Genomic DNA, 16,607 nt, shown 5'->3' on the forward strand with positions numbered 1-16,607 from the left:
CCTACATCCTGCAGTAGCGGGATGTAGCCCCATTGCTCCCCCGCATAGGAAGAAGAGTACCCTGCCGGGCAGACAACGAGACAGGCCAAAGGGCCTTTAAGTTTTTTATTGCAAACGACTGGATTTGTCCGGGTGGAACTTCTGCTGGGCTGCCGTGAGCCCGTCCCGAAGCAGTGACTCAACGGCGTCGGCGGCCTCGTCCAGCAGGAACGGAAGCTCCTTGAGCTCGGCCGCACCGAAGTCGCGCAGGACGAAGTCTGCCGTGTCCATCCTGCCCGGAGGCCTGCCAACCCCCACGCGTACCCGGTGGTAGTCCTTGGTGCCGAGCGCCTTGGAGATGTCGCGCAGGCCATTGTGGCCGCCTTCGCCCCCGCCGATTTTTAACTTGACCGTGTTAAAAGGGATGTCGATCTCGTCGTGGACGGCCACCACATGGTCCGGCGCGATGCCGAAGAAGTTTGCCAGGCCGGCGACGGGCCCGCCCGAGACGTTCATGTAAGTCATGGGCTTCGCCAGGACGACGCGGGGCCCGCCGATCCCCAGGCGCCCCTCGACTACCTGCGCCCGGGCCTTGTGAGTCTTGAAGCCGGCCCCGATGCGGCTTGCGAGTTCATCGAGCACCATCTGGCCGATATTGTGCCGGTTGCCTTGGTACTGCGCCCCGGGGTTGCCGAGGCCGACGATCAGCCAGGTGTCAGTCATGGATCCATCCTATGGTGGGCGGTTCGGGCGGGCGGGACACTGCACTGCCGGACAAGGCTGACATGGCAGTGGCCGGACCCCTGGGGGATCCGGCCACCGGCATGAGCGCTGAAGTGCTTACTCGGCTGCGGCCTCTTCGGCTGCTTCCGGAGCTTCCGCTGCTGCACCTTCGGCAGCAGCTTCGGTTTCTGCTTCCTCGGCGATTTCGATGGCCTCGGAGATGTTCACCACGAGTGCCTCGGCGTCGGTCAGCAGGACGGTGCCCTTGGGCAGGACCAGGTCGGAGGCGTGGACGTGCTCGCCGGCGGCGCGGCCTTCGATACTGACCTCGATGGCGGTGGGCAGGTGCGTTGCCTCGGCCTCGAGGGACACAACCGTCAGTTCCAGGTTGTGGACGGTGCCGGGAGCGGTCTCGCCCGCAAGGTGGACCGGAACGTCAACCGTGACCTTCTCGCCCTGGCGGACGGTCAGGAGGTCGATGTGCTCGATGATCTGCTTTACGGGATCACGCTGGACATCCTTCACCAGGGCCAGGTGGCCTTCGCCGTTGATGTCCAGGGACAGCAGGGCGTTGGGGGTGCGTACGGCCAGGGTGGTGGCCTTTGCCGGCAGGGTCACGTGGATAGGCTCAGCACCGTGGCCGTAGATGACGGCGGGGATCTGGTGGTTGGCGCGGGCGCGGCGGGCGTAGCCCTTGCCGAATTCGGTGCGCAGTTCTGCTGCGAGCTTCTGCTCAGACATGGATATCTCCTTGAAGACTAAACGGTGTTCAGCAAGGGCGGAGGTCTGGTGTGACCTTCAACGCCGGGCCGGTTGACAGCCCTTCAAGAAGGCAGTCCTTCAGATGAAGGACAAGCAGACCCAGTCGATAACGGAGGCTATGCCCTCCCTCGCCAAGGTATCGGGTACAAGGCTACCAGCGCCGGGCCCGTTCCCTGAAATCCCCACCGGTTCCCTGAGCCGGCAAGCTCGCCCAGGGAACCCTGCCGGCGTGGGCCCAGGCCGGCAGGGTTAGCGCCCGGCTAGGCCTTGCCGTCGAACAGGCTCGTGACCGAACCGTCGTCGAACACTTCGCGGACCGCACGGGCGATCAGCGGGGCGATGGACAGCACCGTCAGCTGCGGGAAACGCTGGGACGCGGTGAGCGGCAGCGTGTTGGTGACCACCACTTCGCGGGCCCCGGACTCGGAGAGGCGCCGGGCCGCCGGATCGGAGAAGACTGCGTGGGTTGCGGCGATGATGACGTCCTTGGCGCCGGCGTTCTTCAGCACGGTGACAGCTCCGGAGATGGTTCCGCCGGTGTCGATCATGTCGTCGATCAGCACGCAGGTGCGGCCCTCGATCTGTCCCACCACCGTTTTGGAGACCGCCTGGTTGGGCACGGTGAGGTCACGGCTCTTGTGCACGAACGCCAGGGGCGCGCCGCCCAGGCGCTCCGCCCACTGTTCGGCCACGCGGACGCGGCCGGTGTCCGGGGAGACAACCGTGATGTTGTCGGCTTCGACGCGGGTGCGGATGTAGTCGGCCAGCAGCGGGATGGCCATGAGGTGGTCCACGGGCCCGTCGAAGAAGCCCTGGATCTGCGAGGTGTGCAGGTCCACGCTCATGATGCGGTCGGCGCCGGCGGTCTTGTAGAGGTCGGCCACCAGGCGGGCGGAGATGGGCTCGCGGCCTCGGCCCTTCTTGTCCTGCCGGGCATAGGGGTAGAACGGCGACACCACCGTGATGCGCTTGGCGGAGGCCCGCTTCAGCGAATCGATCATGATCAGCTGTTCCATGAGGTGGTTGTTCAGCGGGGCCGGGTGCGCCTGGATCACGAAGGCGTCGGTGCCGCGGACGCTCTCCCCGGCACGGACGTAGATCTCTCCGTTGGCGAAGTCGTAGGCGTCCACGGGCAGCAGGTCGGTGCCGAGTTCCTTGGCGATTTCCCGCGCCAGCTCCGGGTGGGCCCGCCCGGTGGCGAGCACCAGCTTCTTTTCGCCGTGCGCCGTAATTTCGCTCATTTGTTACTTGCCCTCTTCTGTAGATGCCGGGGTACTTGAGGAGTGTTGGGTGGCCGCCTGGGCCAGTTCGGCGGAGCGGGTGCCCGGACGGTTCGCGGCAACCCAGCCTTCAGCGTTGCGCTGCGGCGCAACGTTGATTGCGAGGGCTCCCGCCGGTACGTCCTTGCGGATCACCGCGCCGGCGCCGCTGTAGGCGCCGTCCCCCACGGTGACCGGCGCAACAAAGACCGTGTTGGAACCTGTACGGACGCCGGAGCCGATCACCGTGCGGTGCTTCTTCTCGCCGTCGTAATTGGCCGTGATGTTGCCGCAGCCGATGTTGGTGTCTTCGCCGATCTCGGCGTCGCCCGCATAGCCCAGGTGGGACAGTTTGGAGCCGCGGCCGATGGTGACGTTCTTGGTCTCGTAGAAGGCGCCGATCTTGCCTTTCTCCCCCAGGACCGTGCCAGGGCGGAGATAGGTGAAGGGGCCGACGGCGGCGCGCGGGCCGATGACGGAGACGGAACCGTGCGTGCGGACCACCTGCGCGCCTTCACCCACCGTGACGTCGGTCAGGGTGGTGTCCGGGCCGACGACGGCGTCCCTGGCCACAGTGGTGGCCCCGTGCAACTGCGTGTTGGGCAGCAGCCGGACATCCTCGTCGAGCGTCACGGAGGAGTCGATCCAGGTGGTCGCGGGGTCCACTACCGTGACGCCGGCCCGCATCCATGCCTCCACGGTGCGGCGGTTCAGCTCGGCCCCGAGGGCGGAAAGCTGGACGCGGTCGTTGGCGCCTTCCACCTGCCAGCGGTCGGCGGTGACGACGGCGGCCACCCGGCCGCCCGCCTCGCGCGCCAGTCCCAGCACATCGGTCAGGTACTTCTCGCCCTGCGCGTTCTCGGTGGTCACTTTGGCCAGCGCGTCCCGGAGCACGGTGGCGTCGAAGGCGTAAATGCCGGAGTTGACTTCACGGATCAGGTGCTCGTCCTCGGAGGCGTCCTTGTGCTCGCGGATGCCGCTGACGGTTCCGTCTTCCCCTCGGAGGATGCGGCCGTAGCCTGCGGCGTCGTCCAGGACTGCGGTCAGGACAGTCACGGCGTTGGCATCACGCTCGTGGGTGGCGACGAGTTCGGCGAGCAGTTCGCCGGAAAGCAAGGGGACGTCTCCGTAGGTGACCACCACGGTGCCCGTCAGGTGGCCGTCAGCGTCCAGCACCTCGAGGGCCGCCTCGACGGCGCGGCCGGTGCCGGGGATGTCGTCCTGGTCCACGATGACTGCCTTGGGATCCAGCGCTGAAACGTGCCCGGCCACGAGGTCGCGTTCGTGGCGCACCACGATGGCCAGCCGCTGCGGGTTGATGCTGCGCGCGGCCCGGAGGGCGTGGCCCACCATGGACAGGCCGCCGATTTCATGGAGGATCTTCGGTGTACGCGACTTCATCCGGGTACCGGCGCCTGCTGCCAGAACGATTACAGCGGCCGGGCCGGCATTCTCGGGGATCACGTACGGGCTCTCCTTGCTTGGTTGGGCTGGCGCCTGGCGGTGTACAGCCGGCTCGCCGGCCCCGCACCGGGCGCCATCCTGCTGAACGCTCCTCGCACAGCAGTTCCGCCCATAGGATTCGAACCTATACTCCACGGCTCCAAAGGCCGGGGTGCTGCCGTTACACCAGAGCGGACCGTGCCGTAGGCGCAAGGCCCGGGCACAAGTCCCTATTTTGCCATGGGTTCAGGGCAGCGCGCGACCAAGGGGCTTCCGCCCCCGGCCGGCCGCACCGGAAAGCGGGCCCCGGCAGGTGGTGCATGATGGAAATGTGAGCAACAACCTTCCGCGGACGCGGATGACTGGCCTGCAGCGGCGAAGCCAGCTGATCGACGTCGGCCGCGGACTTTTCGCCGTGCGCGGCCTGGACGGGACCACCATCGAGGAAATCGCCGCCTGTGCCGGCGTGTCCAAACCGGTCATCTACGAACACTTCGGTTCCAAGGAAGGCCTCTACACCGAAGTGGTCAACTGCGAATTCCACATCCTGCTGGACGCGGTCAACACCGCGCTCACAGAGGAAGCCAAGCCCCGCGTCCTGGTGGAACGCGCGGCACTGGCCCTGCTGACCTACATCGAAGACCGCACGGAGGGTTTCCGGATCCTGATGCGTGACGCTCCCCCGTCCCAGCCGGAGGGCGCGTTCTCCACGCTGCTGTCCCATGTGACCGCCCGGGTGGAGCACATTCTCTCCGACGAGTTCTCGCGCCGCGGCTTCAGCGGGGAGGACGGGGCCATGTACGCCCAGATGCTCGTCGGCATGGTGGCCATGACCGGCCAATGGTGGCAGGACAGCCGGACACCCGACAAGCACACCGTCGCCGCGCACCTGGTCAACCTCGCCTGGAACGGCCTGACCGGCCTCAAGAAGGAACCGGAGCTGCAGAGCGGGCCCTAGTCGCCCAGGAGCTCGGATGCCTCGAGCCACTCCAGTTCCAGAGCGTCCTTTTCGTCGGCAAGGTCCTTGAGCTGGCTGTTCTGCTGGGCGAGGGCGTCGAAGTCGTTCTTCTCCGTGCTCTTGACCATGTCGTCGTGGAGTTTCTTCTCCTGCTGGTCAAGCTTCTTGAGCTGCCGCTCGATCCGGTTGAGGGCCTTGCGGGCCTCGCGTTTTTCGGCTTCGGAGGGGCCGGAGGCGGTAGCCGTGGAGGCCGCACCGGATCCTCCCGCGGTGACGGGGCTGCCGCCGCCGGCCACGGTGGAGCCGGCCAGCGCCGCTTCACGCAGCTCGAGGTACTGGTCCACGCCGCCAGGCAGGCCGCGGAGCTTCCCGTCGCCCAGCAGTGCCATCTGGTGGTCCGTGACGCGTTCAAGCAGGTAACGGTCGTGGCTGACCACCACCAGGGTACCCGGCCAGCCGTCCAGGACATCCTCCACAGCGGCGAGGGTGTCGGTGTCGAGGTCGTTGGTGGGCTCGTCGAGCATCAGCACGTTCGGCTCCCCCACGAGCAGCCGCAGCAGCTGCAGGCGCCGCCGCTCCCCGCCGGACAGGTCCTTCACCGGCGTCCACTGCTTCTGGTTGGTGAAGCCGAGCTGTTCCACCAGCTGTCCTGCCGTGAATTCCCTGCCACCGACGTTGAAGGAACGCTTTTCGCGCTCGATGACCTCGATGACGCGCAGGTCGGCGACGTCGTCGAGCTCCTTGACCTCCTGGGTGAGGACCGCGGTGACCACGGTCTTTCCCCGCTTGAGCTTTCCGGCGTCCGGCGTAATCTCGCCGTTCAGGAGCTTCAGGAGGGTGGTCTTGCCGGCGCCGTTGACACCCACCAGCCCCAGCCGCTCCCCCGGGGCCAGCCGGAGGGTGATGTTGTCGAACAGTTTCCTGCCGCCGTCGCCATCCCGGAAATTCAAGGAGACGTGTTCCAGGTCAAGGACGTCCTTGCCCAGCCGGGCGGTGGCCATCTTGCTCAGCGCCGTGGAATCCCTGGGCTCCGGGACGTCGGCGATGAGGGCGTTGGCCGCCTCGATCCGGAATTTCGGCTTGGAGGTCCGTGCCGGGGCGCCGCGGCGAAGCCACGCAAGCTCCTTCTTGACCAGCTGCTGGCGCTTGCCCTCCACCACCGCGGCCATCCGGTCACGCTCGGCGCGGGCCAGCACATAGGCGGCGTACCCGCCCTCGAACGGGTCCACGATTCCGTCGTGCACTTCCCAGGTCTTGGTGCAGACCTCATCCAGGAACCAGCGGTCGTGGGTGACCACCAGGAAGGCGCCCTGGTTGGCCCGCCATCGTGTCTTCAAGTGCCGGGCCAGCCAGGCAACGCCCTCGACGTCGAGGTGGTTGGTGGGCTCATCCAGCATGATGACGTCGTGGTCCTCAATGAGCAGCTTGGCCAGCGCCACCCGGCGCTTCTGGCCGCCGGAAAGGGCGTGGACGTTGGCGTGCCAGTCGACGTCGGACACCAGGCCGCCCATGATTTCACGGATCCGGGGATTTCGGGCCCACTCGTAGTCCGCCTGGTCGCCGACGATGGCCGCGCCGACTGTCAGGTCGCCGTCGAGCACGTCGCTTTGGTCCAGGTACCCGATATTAACGTCGCCACGCTTGGTAACGCGGCCGGAATCCGGGGTGGAGCGGAGGGCGAGCAGCCTCATCAGGGTGGACTTGCCGTCGCCGTTGCGGCCCACCATGCCGATCCGGTCGCCCTCCTCGAGCCCCAGGGTGACGCCGTCCAGGACGGTGCGGGTTGCGTAGGAGACCGTGAGGTTTTCGCCGCCAAGAAGGTGTGCCAAAGGGAACTGCTTTCTGCTGCCGGGCTGGAGGAACTAAAGGAGGGTGTCGGAGATGATGCGTGCGCCGGGGACCGGGCCATGGACGGGAAGGGCCGTCAGGCCGTGGTGCCGCAGGTCCTCGGCCAGCGCCTCGGCCGCGGCGGAGCCGTCCGCCAGCAGGGCCACGGTGGGGCCCGAACCGGAAACGATGCCCGCCACGGCGCCGTGGGACTCCCCGATGCCCAGCGTATCCCGCAGCGCCGGGGACAGTTCGATGGAGGCACGCTGAAGGTCGTTGACCAGGACGCGGCTCAGGGATGCAGCATCGCCGCTGCGGAGGGCGGTCAGGATCCGGGGGTCCACACCCGTGGGTTCCCCGGCAACGATCCCTTCGGTCCCGCGCAGCCGGTCCAGGGTCCGGTAAACCTCCGGTGTGGACAGGCCGTAGTCCGCCACCACCAGCACCCAGTGGGTCTGTGCCTTGGCCAGGGCCGGGGACAGCTCGTCACCGACGCCGAGGCCGACGGCGGTGCCGCCCAGCAGGGAGAAGGGCACGTCGGCGCCCAGTTCCGCGGCCAGGTGCGCGAGTTCCTCCCGGGACAGTCCGCTGTTCCACAGGGCGTCGCAGGCCAGGAGCGTGGCTGCGGCGTCCGCGGACCCCCCACCCATCCCGCCGGCCACGGGGACCCGCTTGGTGATTTCCAGATGCACGCCCGTGGCATGCTCGGAGACGTCGGCCATGATGGCGGCTGCCTTGTAGGCCAGGTTGCTGCTGTCCAGGGGGATGTCGGCGGTGCCGAGGTCCAGCGTGCTCGCAGGGCTGAGGCTGATGGTGATCCCGGGGGCTGCGGTACTGGTGGCGGCGACCTCTTCGTAAAGGGATACGGCGAGGTACACGCTGGCCACCGAATGGTAGCCGTCCGGCCGGAGCGGGCCCACGGCGAGCGAGACGTTGACCTTGCCGGGAGCTTTGACCCGGACGGTCCTGGCGGCGAAGCGCCCTGTGCCCGCCCTTTCAAGTCCCGCGTTCACGGGCGGTTTTCCTTGGCTTCCGCGATCCTTGCGAACGCCGCGATGTCGATGACCTCGCCACGGGCTGTCGGGTCGACGCCGGCGGCGAGCAGGCAGCGCTCGGCTTCCGGTGCTCCTCCCGCCCATCCGGCAAGGGCAGCCCGGAGCGTCTTGCGGCGCTGGGCAAAGGCGGCGTCCACCACGGCGAACACCTGTTCGCGGGTGGCCTTGGTTGCCGGCGGCTCACGCCGGGTGAAGGCCACGAGCCCGGAGTGGATCTTTGGCGCTGGCCAGAAGACGTTCATTCCGATGACGCCGGCCTTGCGCATCTGGCTGTACCAGGCGGCTTTGACGGACGGAACGCCGTAGGTTTTGGAACCGGGGCCTGCTGCCAGCCGGTCCGCCACTTCGTCCTGCACCATGACCAGCCCGTGCTGCAGGCTGGGAAAATGCTGCAGGAGATGCAGCACCACGGGCACCGCCACGTTGTACGGCAGGTTTGCCACCAGCGCGGTGGGCTCCACGGGCAGTTCCGTGACTTTCATGGCGTCGGCGTTGACCAGGTGGAAGGATCCTGCCGCGGCCGGGCGCCATTCCTTTACGGTTTCCGGGAGCTTTGCCGCAAGCACGGGATCGATTTCGACGGCGACCACGGCGGCCGCCGCATCGAGCAGCCCCAGCGTCAGGGAGCCCAGGCCGGGGCCGACTTCGAGGACGGTTTCGTCCGGCTGAACGCCGGCAGCGGCGACGATCCTGCGGATAGTGTTGCCGTCGATAACGAAGTTCTGGCCCAGCGTCTTGGTGGGCCTGACCCCGATCTCCTCTGCCAGCCGGCGTATGTCGGATGCACCGAACAGCGGTGCGGGCGTAGCGGGGATGGGTTCAGTCACCTAGGTATCCTATCCCGCGCCGCCTCCCCGCCCGCCCGCTTAACGGCAGTGGCCGGGCCCGATAATCACGGGCCCGGCCACTGCTGCCAAGGGTTTGCGCTAAGGAATCAGCGGCTTGCTGCCCAGCCGCAGCCCCACGGCTGCAGGCCGCGCTGGGCGTACACCCGGTTGGCGATGTCGATCTGCTGGGCCTTGGTGGCAAGGCTGGCGTTCGGAGCATAGGCACCGCCGCCGGATCCGATCCAGGTGCGGATATCGAACTGGAGGCCGCCGTAGTACCCGTTGCCAGTGTTGATGCTCCAGTTGCCGCCGGACTCACACTGGGCAATCTTGTCCCACATGGCTTCGTTCATCATTGCCGGTGCTGCGGCCCCGGTGTTGGTCCCTGCCGGGGCAGCTTCCACGGCCGGCTTGGCCTTGGTGCCCACGGTGACCTTTTCGGTAACAGGCTGGACGGCGACGTTCTCGGAGACCAGGGCGCGGGAGGCTTCACGTCCGTCCACCAGCACCAGCTTGAAGGTGCGCTCGATCTTGCCTGCGGCACCTGCCTGCGTTACTTCCTTCTCTCCCTTGAGCATGTCCGCGCTTTCGGCGGTCACAGTCTGGAAGGGCACCTCCTCGGTGCTGACGGCGGTCTGGCTGGTATCGACCCGCGAAACCTTGATGACCATGTCGTTCACGACGTTGGCATTGGCCGGCTGGGACGTGCGGTCGTTCGCACCGAGGGTTATGCCGGCCTCTTCGAGGACCTTGCCCACGGTGGCTGCCGTGGTGGTGGCGGTGTTTGCCTTGCCATCAGCAAGGATGCTGACGGACTTGGGGGTGGAGATGGCGACGTAGGAGCCCGCCAGCGACAGCTGCGCGTCCTTCGGAGCGGAAACCGATGACGCACTGGCGACACCGAGCTCGGTGACGAGGTCTTCAACATCCTGGGCGGTGGTGTTGACCGTCTTCTCGGCCCCGTCCAGGCTCACCTTGACCTCTTTGGCCTGGTTGATGTTGATTACGGTCCCGTTGTGGACGGTTGCGTCGAGCGAGGGCGAGACCCGGTCGCTGGGCTTCAGGTCCAGGTTGGCGCTCTTGACCACCTGACCCACCGTTCCCCCGAACGACTGGACGGATGAGACCTTGCCGTCGACGTTCAGCGTGATGGTTTTGTTATTGCCGACGAAGGCTACGAGGCCTGCCACCAGGCCGCAAAGCACCAGCAGCTGGGCGCCAACCTTGATGAAGCTGAACTTGCCGTCCGTTGTGAAGAACTTGATCACGATTGCCCGTAACTCTAGGTCCATCCGGGCACGGGGATAATGCGCAGTAAAATGCCCGGCACCGTCGCCAAAAAGGGACAGTCCGGGCACCAATGCGCCGCCACACTTTCGGCAGCCGGGACGCGGGTTTTCCCCGGCAGAATCGGCTGCGAAATGAAGTGAAATTATCCGATGGCCTTCCCCGACCCCGGCTAATAGATCTCCACTGTAACCGTAGCGTTATAAAGCGGCCAACATTTTTGCATACCAGGTATTCTCTGGCGTTACCGGAACGGTACCCGGCTCAGGCCCATGAACCGTATGCCCGCACGGTATTTTCGCTGATTCCGGCACAGAGACTGGCCAGGTCAGATCCTGTCAATTCCGCCATTGTCCGCACTGTGTAGGGAACCATGTAGCTGGCATTGGGCTTGCCGCGATGCGGGTGCGGGGTAAGGAACGGGGCATCGGTTTCCACCAGGAGAAGCCGGGGGTCCGCAACCGCCAGGGCGGAGCGGAGGTTCGCGGCATTCCTGAAGGTCAGGGTGCCGGCGAACGACATCCACCAGCCTGCCTCATTGCAGGTCCTGGCCAGTTCCTCGTCGCCGGAGAAGCAATGGAACACCACCCGCTCGGGGGCGCCCTCTTCGCGGAGCACCCGCACCACGTCGCCGTGCGCATCCCGGTCATGGATCTGGAGGGTGAGGTCCAGGCGCTTGGCGATGTCGATGTGCCGGCGAAAGGAGTACTCCTGGTGGGCCAGGCCTTCGCCTTCCGTGCGGAAGTAGTCGAGCCCGGTCTCGCCGATGGCACGGATACGTGGGTGGGCGGCGAGGCGTTCAATCTCCTCAAGCGCCGCCTCAAGGTGGCCGCGGGCGGCGTAGTGGGGAGCGTCGTTCGGGTGCAGCGCCACCGCCCCCAGGAGCCGCGGGTCCCGGTCCACTGCTTCCACGGTGAAGCGCGACGATTCCAGGTCGCAGCCAACCTGGACGGCGCCCTGGACGCCCACGGCCGCGGCAGCATCGAGGGCAGCCTTGATGCCTACAGGCGCCTTGCCGTCGGGGAAGTCCAAATGGGTGTGGTTGTCCATGACCGGGACCGGAAGCGGCTCCGGGGCAGGAGGAAATTCCTTCCGGGGACGGCCTTCCAGTCCGGAAGCTTCGTCGGCGGGCCCCTGGTACGCGGCGGGAATCAGCGTATTGCACATCCAAACAGCCTAACCGGCGGCAGATGCCCCCTAATCGCCGGAACATTCTGTCAGCCGCGGCAGTTGTCTTAGTAGTCTGGTACGAACACATGCGAACGCCCACCGACGGGCGCAGGCAGGCTTGCTGTCCCGTCCAGGTGAATCCGGGCTGAAAGGTTGCCGATGGAACCCCACCGACGCACTGCCGACAATGTGAGCGCTCCGAACCTTAACCTGGCCGGCGTCGCAGATTCCGTCAGCCGCTTGAACGCGCACCGGACCGACCCCATGGACGTGGAGGCGTTCCACGCCGCCAGCGAGCGCATCCTTTCCACCGTAAACACCGTGATTGACGGCAAGTCCGACGCCGCCAGGCTGGCGCTCACCGTCCTCCTCGCCCAGGGGCACCTGCTGCTGGAGGATGTGCCCGGCGTGGGCAAAACCCTGCTGGCGAAGACCCTCGCGCGCACCATCGACTGCACGGTCAACCGCATCCAGTTCACACCCGACCTGCTGCCGTCCGACGTGACCGGCGTATCCATCTACAACCAGTCCTCCCGGCAGTTCGAATTCCGGCCCGGCGCCGTATTTGCGAATATCGTCATCGGCGACGAGATCAACCGGGCCTCCGCCAAGACGCAGTCCGCCCTGCTCGAATGCATGGAGGAGCACCAGGTCACGGTGGACGGCACCTCATACCGGCTCGATGAACCATTCATGGTGGTGGCTACCCAGAACCCCATCGAAATGGAAGGGACCTACCCGTTGCCGGAGGCCCAGCGCGACCGCTTCATGGCCCGGATCTCGATGGGCTACCCGGACAAGGACGCCGAAATCGAGATGCTGGAGACCCACCAGTCGGCCTCCCCGCTGGCGTCTGTGGCAGCCGTGGTGTCGGCCGCCGACGTCGCGTCAATGATCGCCACGGTGAAGCAGGTCTTTGTGTCGCAGTCGGTGAAGGAGTACACGGTCTCCGTCGGCCGGGCGACCAGGGAGAGCCCGCTGCTCCGGCTCGGTGCCAGCCCGCGTTCAATGTTGCAGCTGCTCAGGGCGGCCAAGGCCACAGCCGCCCTGGACGGCCGGGACTTCGTCCTGCCGGACGACGTCCGGGAGGTCGCCGAAGCGGTCCTGGCGCACAGGATCATCCTTGACCGGAAGGCGGCCGGTGCGGGCGAAACACCGCACAGCGTGCTGCGGAACATCCTTTCCCGGCTGCCAGTCCCCCAGGACGCCCCCGGCTCCCGGGCCGCGGCGGTAGCCGGCAGCAGGAACCGCTGAAGGCCGAACCATGGCGCTGCTGGACAGACTTCCCCGGCACCTGTTCACCAGGCGCGGATGGGGCATGCTGGCGGCCGGTGCCTTTACCCTGGCCGCGGCCCAGGTCATGGGGCGCCGGGACCTGCTGACGCTGGCGGTCCTGCTGCTGGTGCTTCCGCTGGTGTCCCTGGCCGGCACGCGGCTGGTCAAGCCGCGGTTCCGGGTGTACCGGGAATTCAACCCGTCACCAGTCGAAACGTCCGCCCCCACAACCGTCAGCCTGGCGGTGGCCAGGACCGGTCCGGCCAGCGGGCCGGTGACCATGGAGGAACGGCTGCCCGTCCGTTTTGGCGAGACTCCCGCGTTCCGGTTCCCGTCCCGCTCCGCCGCCGGCGGCACCAGCCGGTATGAATACCAGCTCCGGTCCAGCCAGCGCGGCCAGTTCCGGATCGGGCCTGTCACTGCCGAGTTCACCGACCCCTTTGGGCTGTCCCTGCACCGCCAGGCGATAGACGACGGCGACGTCCTCACCGTGACGCCGGCCGCCGTCGTGCTTCCCATGACCGGCTTGGCAGGCGCGCGGGGCAACGACGGCGTGACGGCCACCCGCATCCGCGCCAACCCCAGCGATGACGACGTCATGACGCGTGAATACCGGCACGGCGACCCGATGCGCCGGGTGCACTGGGCTGCCACCGCCAGGCACGGAGCCCTGATGGTGAGGCAGGAGGAATCGGTCACCACGCCCGAGGCCACCATCATCCTGGACCACCGCTACGGGGCGTTTTCCGGCGGGGCCGGTTCCGCCGTACCGGGGCTTGCCGGGCCGGACGGCCATGCGCTGGCCAGCAGCAAAGCGTTTGAATGGGCTGTGGTTGCCGCCATGTCCATCAGCGCACACCTCGCGGAGCGCAACTACGGGCTGCGGCTGCTGGACGCCGGCGGGGAACCGGCGTTCCTCCACTCCCCCTCGGCGCCCGACCCTGCCGCCGAGGAGTTCACGGGAACGGCCGGGCTGCAGTCGGTGGCCGAGAGCCTGGCGGCCATCCAGCTGACCGGGGCACACCATGTGCGGCGGGACGGCGTCCTGGCCGCCGTCGCACGGAGGAACAGCGGCCGGCGGGGAGCCCAGGAAGTCCGCGGCCACGGCCACCCGGACCCTGGCCCGGCACCTTTCGACGACCACCTCATGGACAAGCTGTCCGCCCACCGGATGCGCGGCCCCCTGATCGCCGTGCTGGGAAGGGTCAGCGCCGAGGAGGCGTTGGCCCTGGCCCCCGCGGCCGCCTACGGAACCAATGCCTTTGCGCTGGTGGCCACGGAAAAGCCTGAGGAGTTCCAGGATGTCCTCGAAGTGCTGCGCCAGGGCGGCTGGCGGGCGGCGGCCGTAACTCCAGAGGTCAGCGTCGCCGCCGCCTGGAGCCAGTTCGACCAGGACCCCGCCCTGCCGGCGGCACCGGCCGCAGACGTCCGGCGTGGAGCGGGGATGCCGACATGACTGTTGCACCGGCCAGGCCGCAGGGCACCGGACAGGAAACCCCGCATCCGGCAGGACCCGGGGGCCGCAGGAGCGTGGGCGCTTATCCCTGGGCCATGGCGATGTCCATTGCGGTGGCTGTCAGCGGGGCCGCGCTGTCCCTGAACGGTGTCCTGCGCGGCTGGAACTGGTATTGGGCCGTCCTGACAACCGTGGCGGCGATCAGTTTCACCCTTGCCGCCCTGCGTTCCATCCGCGCGCAGCCCCTGCTGGTCACGGCGGGAGGCTTCCTTGCCCTGGGCGCTGTTTTGACCCTGACGTTCTTCCGCAGTTCAAGCATCCTGTGGATCATTCCCAGCGGTGCGAGTTTCCGTGACTTGGACCGGCTGATCAGGCGTGCCAGCGAGACTGTCCTGGCAGAGACGGCACCGGTTGCGCCCAATGTGGGCATCGTGATGGTCATTTGTGCCGTGCTCGGCCTGGCTGTCATCCTCGTGGACGCTCTCGCCGTCCCGCTGGGCATGCCGGCCGCCTCCGGGATGGGGCTGCTGGCACTCCTGGTGGTACCGGCCATGATCAAGCCGCAGAGCGTGGGTCCGTGGAGTTTCGCCGTGACCGTGGCCGGTTACCTTATGGTCCTGGCCTGCAGCCAGTGGTTTTCGCCGGACGGCAGGCTGCAGGCCAACTCTGCCCGCAGTCCGGGCATGCTGCGCCGGGCGGCACTTACCGGCGCAGTTGCACTGACCGCCACTCTGGTCCTGCCGCTGGCCATCCCGGGTTTTGACCGCGGAACCTTTCCGCAGGGCTCCCGGCTGAACCCCTGGGGCGGCTCCACCGGCCTGAATCCCATGATCACCCTTGGCAACAGCCTCCGGACACCGGACGGCAGCGGCCGCATCACCTACGCCACCAGTTCGTCCGCGCCGCTCTATCTGCGCTCAGTCACGGTGGACAATTTCGACGGCGACTCCTGGGGCCCGGACGACCGCGCCGGGTCACGGCTTCCGCTCGCCGGCCGCATAGACCCTGGTTACGCCGTGCTGGCCGATGAGCAGGTACGGCAGGTGACCGCCATAGAGACCGGATCGTTCAGCAGCCCCTACCTTCCGGCCCCCTACGCCCCGGAGACCATCCGCGGCCTGAGCGGCCAGTGGACGTGGGACCCCGCCACGCTCTCCATCAAGGGGACGGACACCACGTCGCGGCGGCAGGAGTATGTGGTTACGTCTGCCGTGCCCAGGCTTTCGGCAGCCCTGCTCGCCCAGTCCTCGGGCGCTGCCCGCGGCATCCCCGACGACTTCACACGGATCCCGGGCAACGTTCCGGACATCGTGAAGACCACTGCCAGGACAGTGGCCGGTTCCGCTGCCACCCCCTATGCCAAAGCAATCGCCATCCAGAAGTACCTGCGCTCGGCCGAGTTCACCTATTCGCTGCAGTCCCCGGTGCAGGGCGGCTACGACGGCAACGGGCTTTCCGTCCTGGCTGACTTCCTCCAGCAAAAGAGCGGCTACTGCATCCACTACGCGTCAGCCATGGCCGTCATGGCCCGGCTGGAAGGGATCCCGAGCCGGATTGCGGTGGGCTATGCACCCGGCAGGTTGACGGGGGCTACGGTATCAGTGGCAGGGCAGGGCACCCTCCCCGAGTACGAAGCGGACGCCCGGGACGCCCATGCCTGGCCTGAACTGTACTTCCAGGGCCTGGGCTGGGTGCCCTTCGAACCCACGCCTTCACGGGGCGTGGTCCCGGACTATGCCACCGAGGCGGCCGTTTCCTCAGTGCCGGATGCGCTTGGCAACAACGACGGCCTGGTTCCCGATGCCGCACCCGCTCCCACGCCCGCCCCCAGCGCCGCGCCGCTGCCGGCCCCCGGGCCGGGCAACGGGGCCGGCGGTGACGCCCCGCTGCTGCCCTGGCTGCTGGGCGCGGCAGCGGCGCTGGGAGCTGGCCTGCTGGCGGCCGCCCCACGTCTGGCCCGCACGGCCCTCAGGGCACGGCGGCTGCGGCCGAAGCGCCCGGGCGATGCCATCCCGCTGGCATGGAGCGAACTCCTTGACCTCGGCACGGACTACGGCCTGCCGCCCGGTGCCAGCGAGACGCCAAGGGCCTACGCCGCACGGTTCCGCCAGGCACTGCTGGGGGAAGCCGGCGGCATGGATGAACAGGCACACCAGGTTGTCGCCTCCCTGACCGCAGGTTTCGAACGGTACCGGTACGGCCGGCCGGACCCCGCCGAACGCCCTGCCGGCTTGCTGCCTGCAGCGGACGTGCCGGATCCCGGCACCGGCGTGGCCGCGCTTGAAACAGCGCTGCGTGAAAATGCCACCCTCCCCCGGCGCCTGCGTGCGGCCTGGCTGCCGCCGTCCGTCACGGAGCGCCTGGGCCGGCTGGCCGGCCTGCCGTTCCGGGTGGCCGGCAGTGCGGCCAGGAAGGTGGCAGCAGCCGCCGTGCACCGCCGGCGGCATGGCCGGGCGGAAATTCCGGCGCGGGTCACTCCGAGGCCAGGGCCTTCCGCGGCAGGCAGGCGTGCCGGCGGCACCCGAAACTGAAAGGGCGCTGCCGGCCGGGGGTGTCCCGGCCGGCAGCGCCCGATCCTTCAGCCGT

13 protein-coding genes and 1 tRNA gene are annotated in these 16,607 nt (G+C 67.7%); 4 read left to right on the top strand and 10 right to left on the bottom strand.

Going from position 1 to position 16,607, the window contains the following annotated elements; all coding sequences use genetic code 11:
* Positions 1-105 precede the first annotated feature (105 nt).
* From pth to AC2JAJ_RS01220, 5 genes are all read right to left on the bottom strand, one after another.
* A complete protein-coding gene (pth, locus tag AC2JAJ_RS01200) occupies positions 106-702 on the bottom strand; it encodes an aminoacyl-tRNA hydrolase (protein ID WP_486414574.1) in 597 nt (198 codons plus the stop codon).
* Between the two features lie 117 nt (positions 703-819).
* The gene (locus AC2JAJ_RS01205) at positions 820-1,443 is read right to left on the bottom strand and encodes a 50S ribosomal protein L25/general stress protein Ctc (RefSeq protein WP_486414573.1); all 624 of its coding nucleotides are present in this window, start codon (positions 1,441-1,443) and stop codon (positions 820-822) included.
* 281 nt (positions 1,444-1,724) lie between these two features.
* Entirely contained in the window at positions 1,725-2,705 is a 981-nt protein-coding gene (locus AC2JAJ_RS01210) for a ribose-phosphate diphosphokinase (protein ID WP_221383946.1), read from the bottom strand.
* 3 nt (positions 2,706-2,708) lie between these two features.
* Positions 2,709-4,187, bottom strand: coding sequence for a bifunctional UDP-N-acetylglucosamine diphosphorylase/glucosamine-1-phosphate N-acetyltransferase GlmU (glmU, locus tag AC2JAJ_RS01215; RefSeq protein ID WP_486414572.1), 1,479 nt, complete (start codon positions 4,185-4,187; stop codon positions 2,709-2,711).
* A gap of 103 nt (positions 4,188-4,290) precedes the next feature.
* Positions 4,291-4,362 (bottom strand) — tRNA-Gln (locus AC2JAJ_RS01220).
* Positions 4,363-4,497: 135 nt separating this feature from the next.
* Here AC2JAJ_RS01220 and AC2JAJ_RS01225 point away from each other — a divergent pair.
* Complete coding sequence (locus AC2JAJ_RS01225) at positions 4,498-5,124, top strand: TetR/AcrR family transcriptional regulator (protein WP_473693127.1); 627 nt, start codon at positions 4,498-4,500, stop codon at positions 5,122-5,124.
* Here AC2JAJ_RS01225 and AC2JAJ_RS01230 read toward each other — a convergent pair.
* The 5 genes from AC2JAJ_RS01230 to AC2JAJ_RS01250 all read right to left on the bottom strand — a co-directional run bounded on the left by AC2JAJ_RS01230 (position 5,121) and on the right by AC2JAJ_RS01250 (position 11,287).
* The gene (locus AC2JAJ_RS01230) at positions 5,121-6,953 is read right to left on the bottom strand and encodes an ABC-F family ATP-binding cassette domain-containing protein (protein WP_221383949.1); all 1,833 of its coding nucleotides are present in this window, start codon (positions 6,951-6,953) and stop codon (positions 5,121-5,123) included. The genes AC2JAJ_RS01225 and AC2JAJ_RS01230 overlap by 4 nt on opposite strands.
* Before the next feature lie 33 nt (positions 6,954-6,986).
* Entirely contained in the window at positions 6,987-7,964 is a 978-nt protein-coding gene (locus AC2JAJ_RS01235) for a 4-(cytidine 5'-diphospho)-2-C-methyl-D-erythritol kinase (RefSeq protein ID WP_486414571.1), read from the bottom strand.
* The gene (rsmA, locus tag AC2JAJ_RS01240) at positions 7,961-8,833 is read right to left on the bottom strand and encodes a 16S rRNA (adenine(1518)-N(6)/adenine(1519)-N(6))-dimethyltransferase RsmA (RefSeq protein ID WP_501053305.1); all 873 of its coding nucleotides are present in this window, start codon (positions 8,831-8,833) and stop codon (positions 7,961-7,963) included. Before rsmA ends, AC2JAJ_RS01235 begins: the two co-directional genes overlap by 4 nt.
* A gap of 107 nt (positions 8,834-8,940) precedes the next feature.
* Positions 8,941-10,101 carry a resuscitation-promoting factor gene (locus AC2JAJ_RS01245; protein ID WP_486414570.1) on the bottom strand — a complete coding sequence of 387 codons (1,161 nt, stop codon included), beginning with the start codon at positions 10,099-10,101 and terminating at the stop codon, positions 8,941-8,943.
* A 283-nt stretch (positions 10,102-10,384) separates the two neighbouring features.
* Positions 10,385-11,287 (bottom strand): TatD family hydrolase, encoded by a 903-nt coding sequence (locus tag AC2JAJ_RS01250; RefSeq protein WP_486414569.1) that lies wholly within the window; start codon positions 11,285-11,287, stop codon positions 10,385-10,387.
* A gap of 162 nt (positions 11,288-11,449) precedes the next feature.
* Here AC2JAJ_RS01250 and AC2JAJ_RS01255 point away from each other — a divergent pair, with 162 nt between their 5' ends.
* From AC2JAJ_RS01255 to AC2JAJ_RS01265, 3 genes are read left to right on the top strand one after another with little or no spacing between them, the layout of a single operon-like run.
* On the top strand, positions 11,450-12,544 hold the full coding sequence (locus AC2JAJ_RS01255) for an AAA family ATPase (RefSeq protein ID WP_501053306.1): 1,095 nt from the start codon (positions 11,450-11,452) through the stop codon (positions 12,542-12,544).
* Positions 12,545-12,554: 10 nt separating this feature from the next.
* Entirely contained in the window at positions 12,555-14,021 is a 1,467-nt protein-coding gene (locus AC2JAJ_RS01260) for a DUF58 domain-containing protein (protein WP_486414568.1), read from the top strand.
* On the top strand, positions 14,018-16,552 hold the full coding sequence (locus tag AC2JAJ_RS01265) for a transglutaminaseTgpA domain-containing protein (RefSeq protein WP_501053307.1): 2,535 nt from the start codon (positions 14,018-14,020) through the stop codon (positions 16,550-16,552). The genes AC2JAJ_RS01260 and AC2JAJ_RS01265 overlap by 4 nt, the downstream gene beginning before the upstream one ends.
* Positions 16,553-16,607: the final 55 nt, after the last annotated feature.

The organism is Arthrobacter sp. MOO21 (assembly GCF_057369995.2).

Coding starts and splice junctions, on each gene's coding strand:
- pth (WP_486414574.1), bottom strand. CDS start 702: ATGACTGACACCTGGCTGATCGTCGGCCTCGGCAACCCCGGGGCGCAG.
- AC2JAJ_RS01205 (WP_486414573.1), bottom strand. CDS start 1,443: ATGTCTGAGCAGAAGCTCGCAGCAGAACTGCGCACCGAATTCGGCAAG.
- AC2JAJ_RS01210 (WP_221383946.1), bottom strand. CDS start 2,705: ATGAGCGAAATTACGGCGCACGGCGAAAAGAAGCTGGTGCTCGCCACC.
- AC2JAJ_RS01250 (WP_486414569.1), bottom strand. CDS start 11,287: ATGTGCAATACGCTGATTCCCGCCGCGTACCAGGGGCCCGCCGACGAA.
- AC2JAJ_RS01255 (WP_501053306.1), top strand. CDS start 11,450: ATGGAACCCCACCGACGCACTGCCGACAATGTGAGCGCTCCGAACCTT.
- AC2JAJ_RS01260 (WP_486414568.1), top strand. CDS start 12,555: ATGGCGCTGCTGGACAGACTTCCCCGGCACCTGTTCACCAGGCGCGGA.
- AC2JAJ_RS01265 (WP_501053307.1), top strand. CDS start 14,018: ATGACTGTTGCACCGGCCAGGCCGCAGGGCACCGGACAGGAAACCCCG.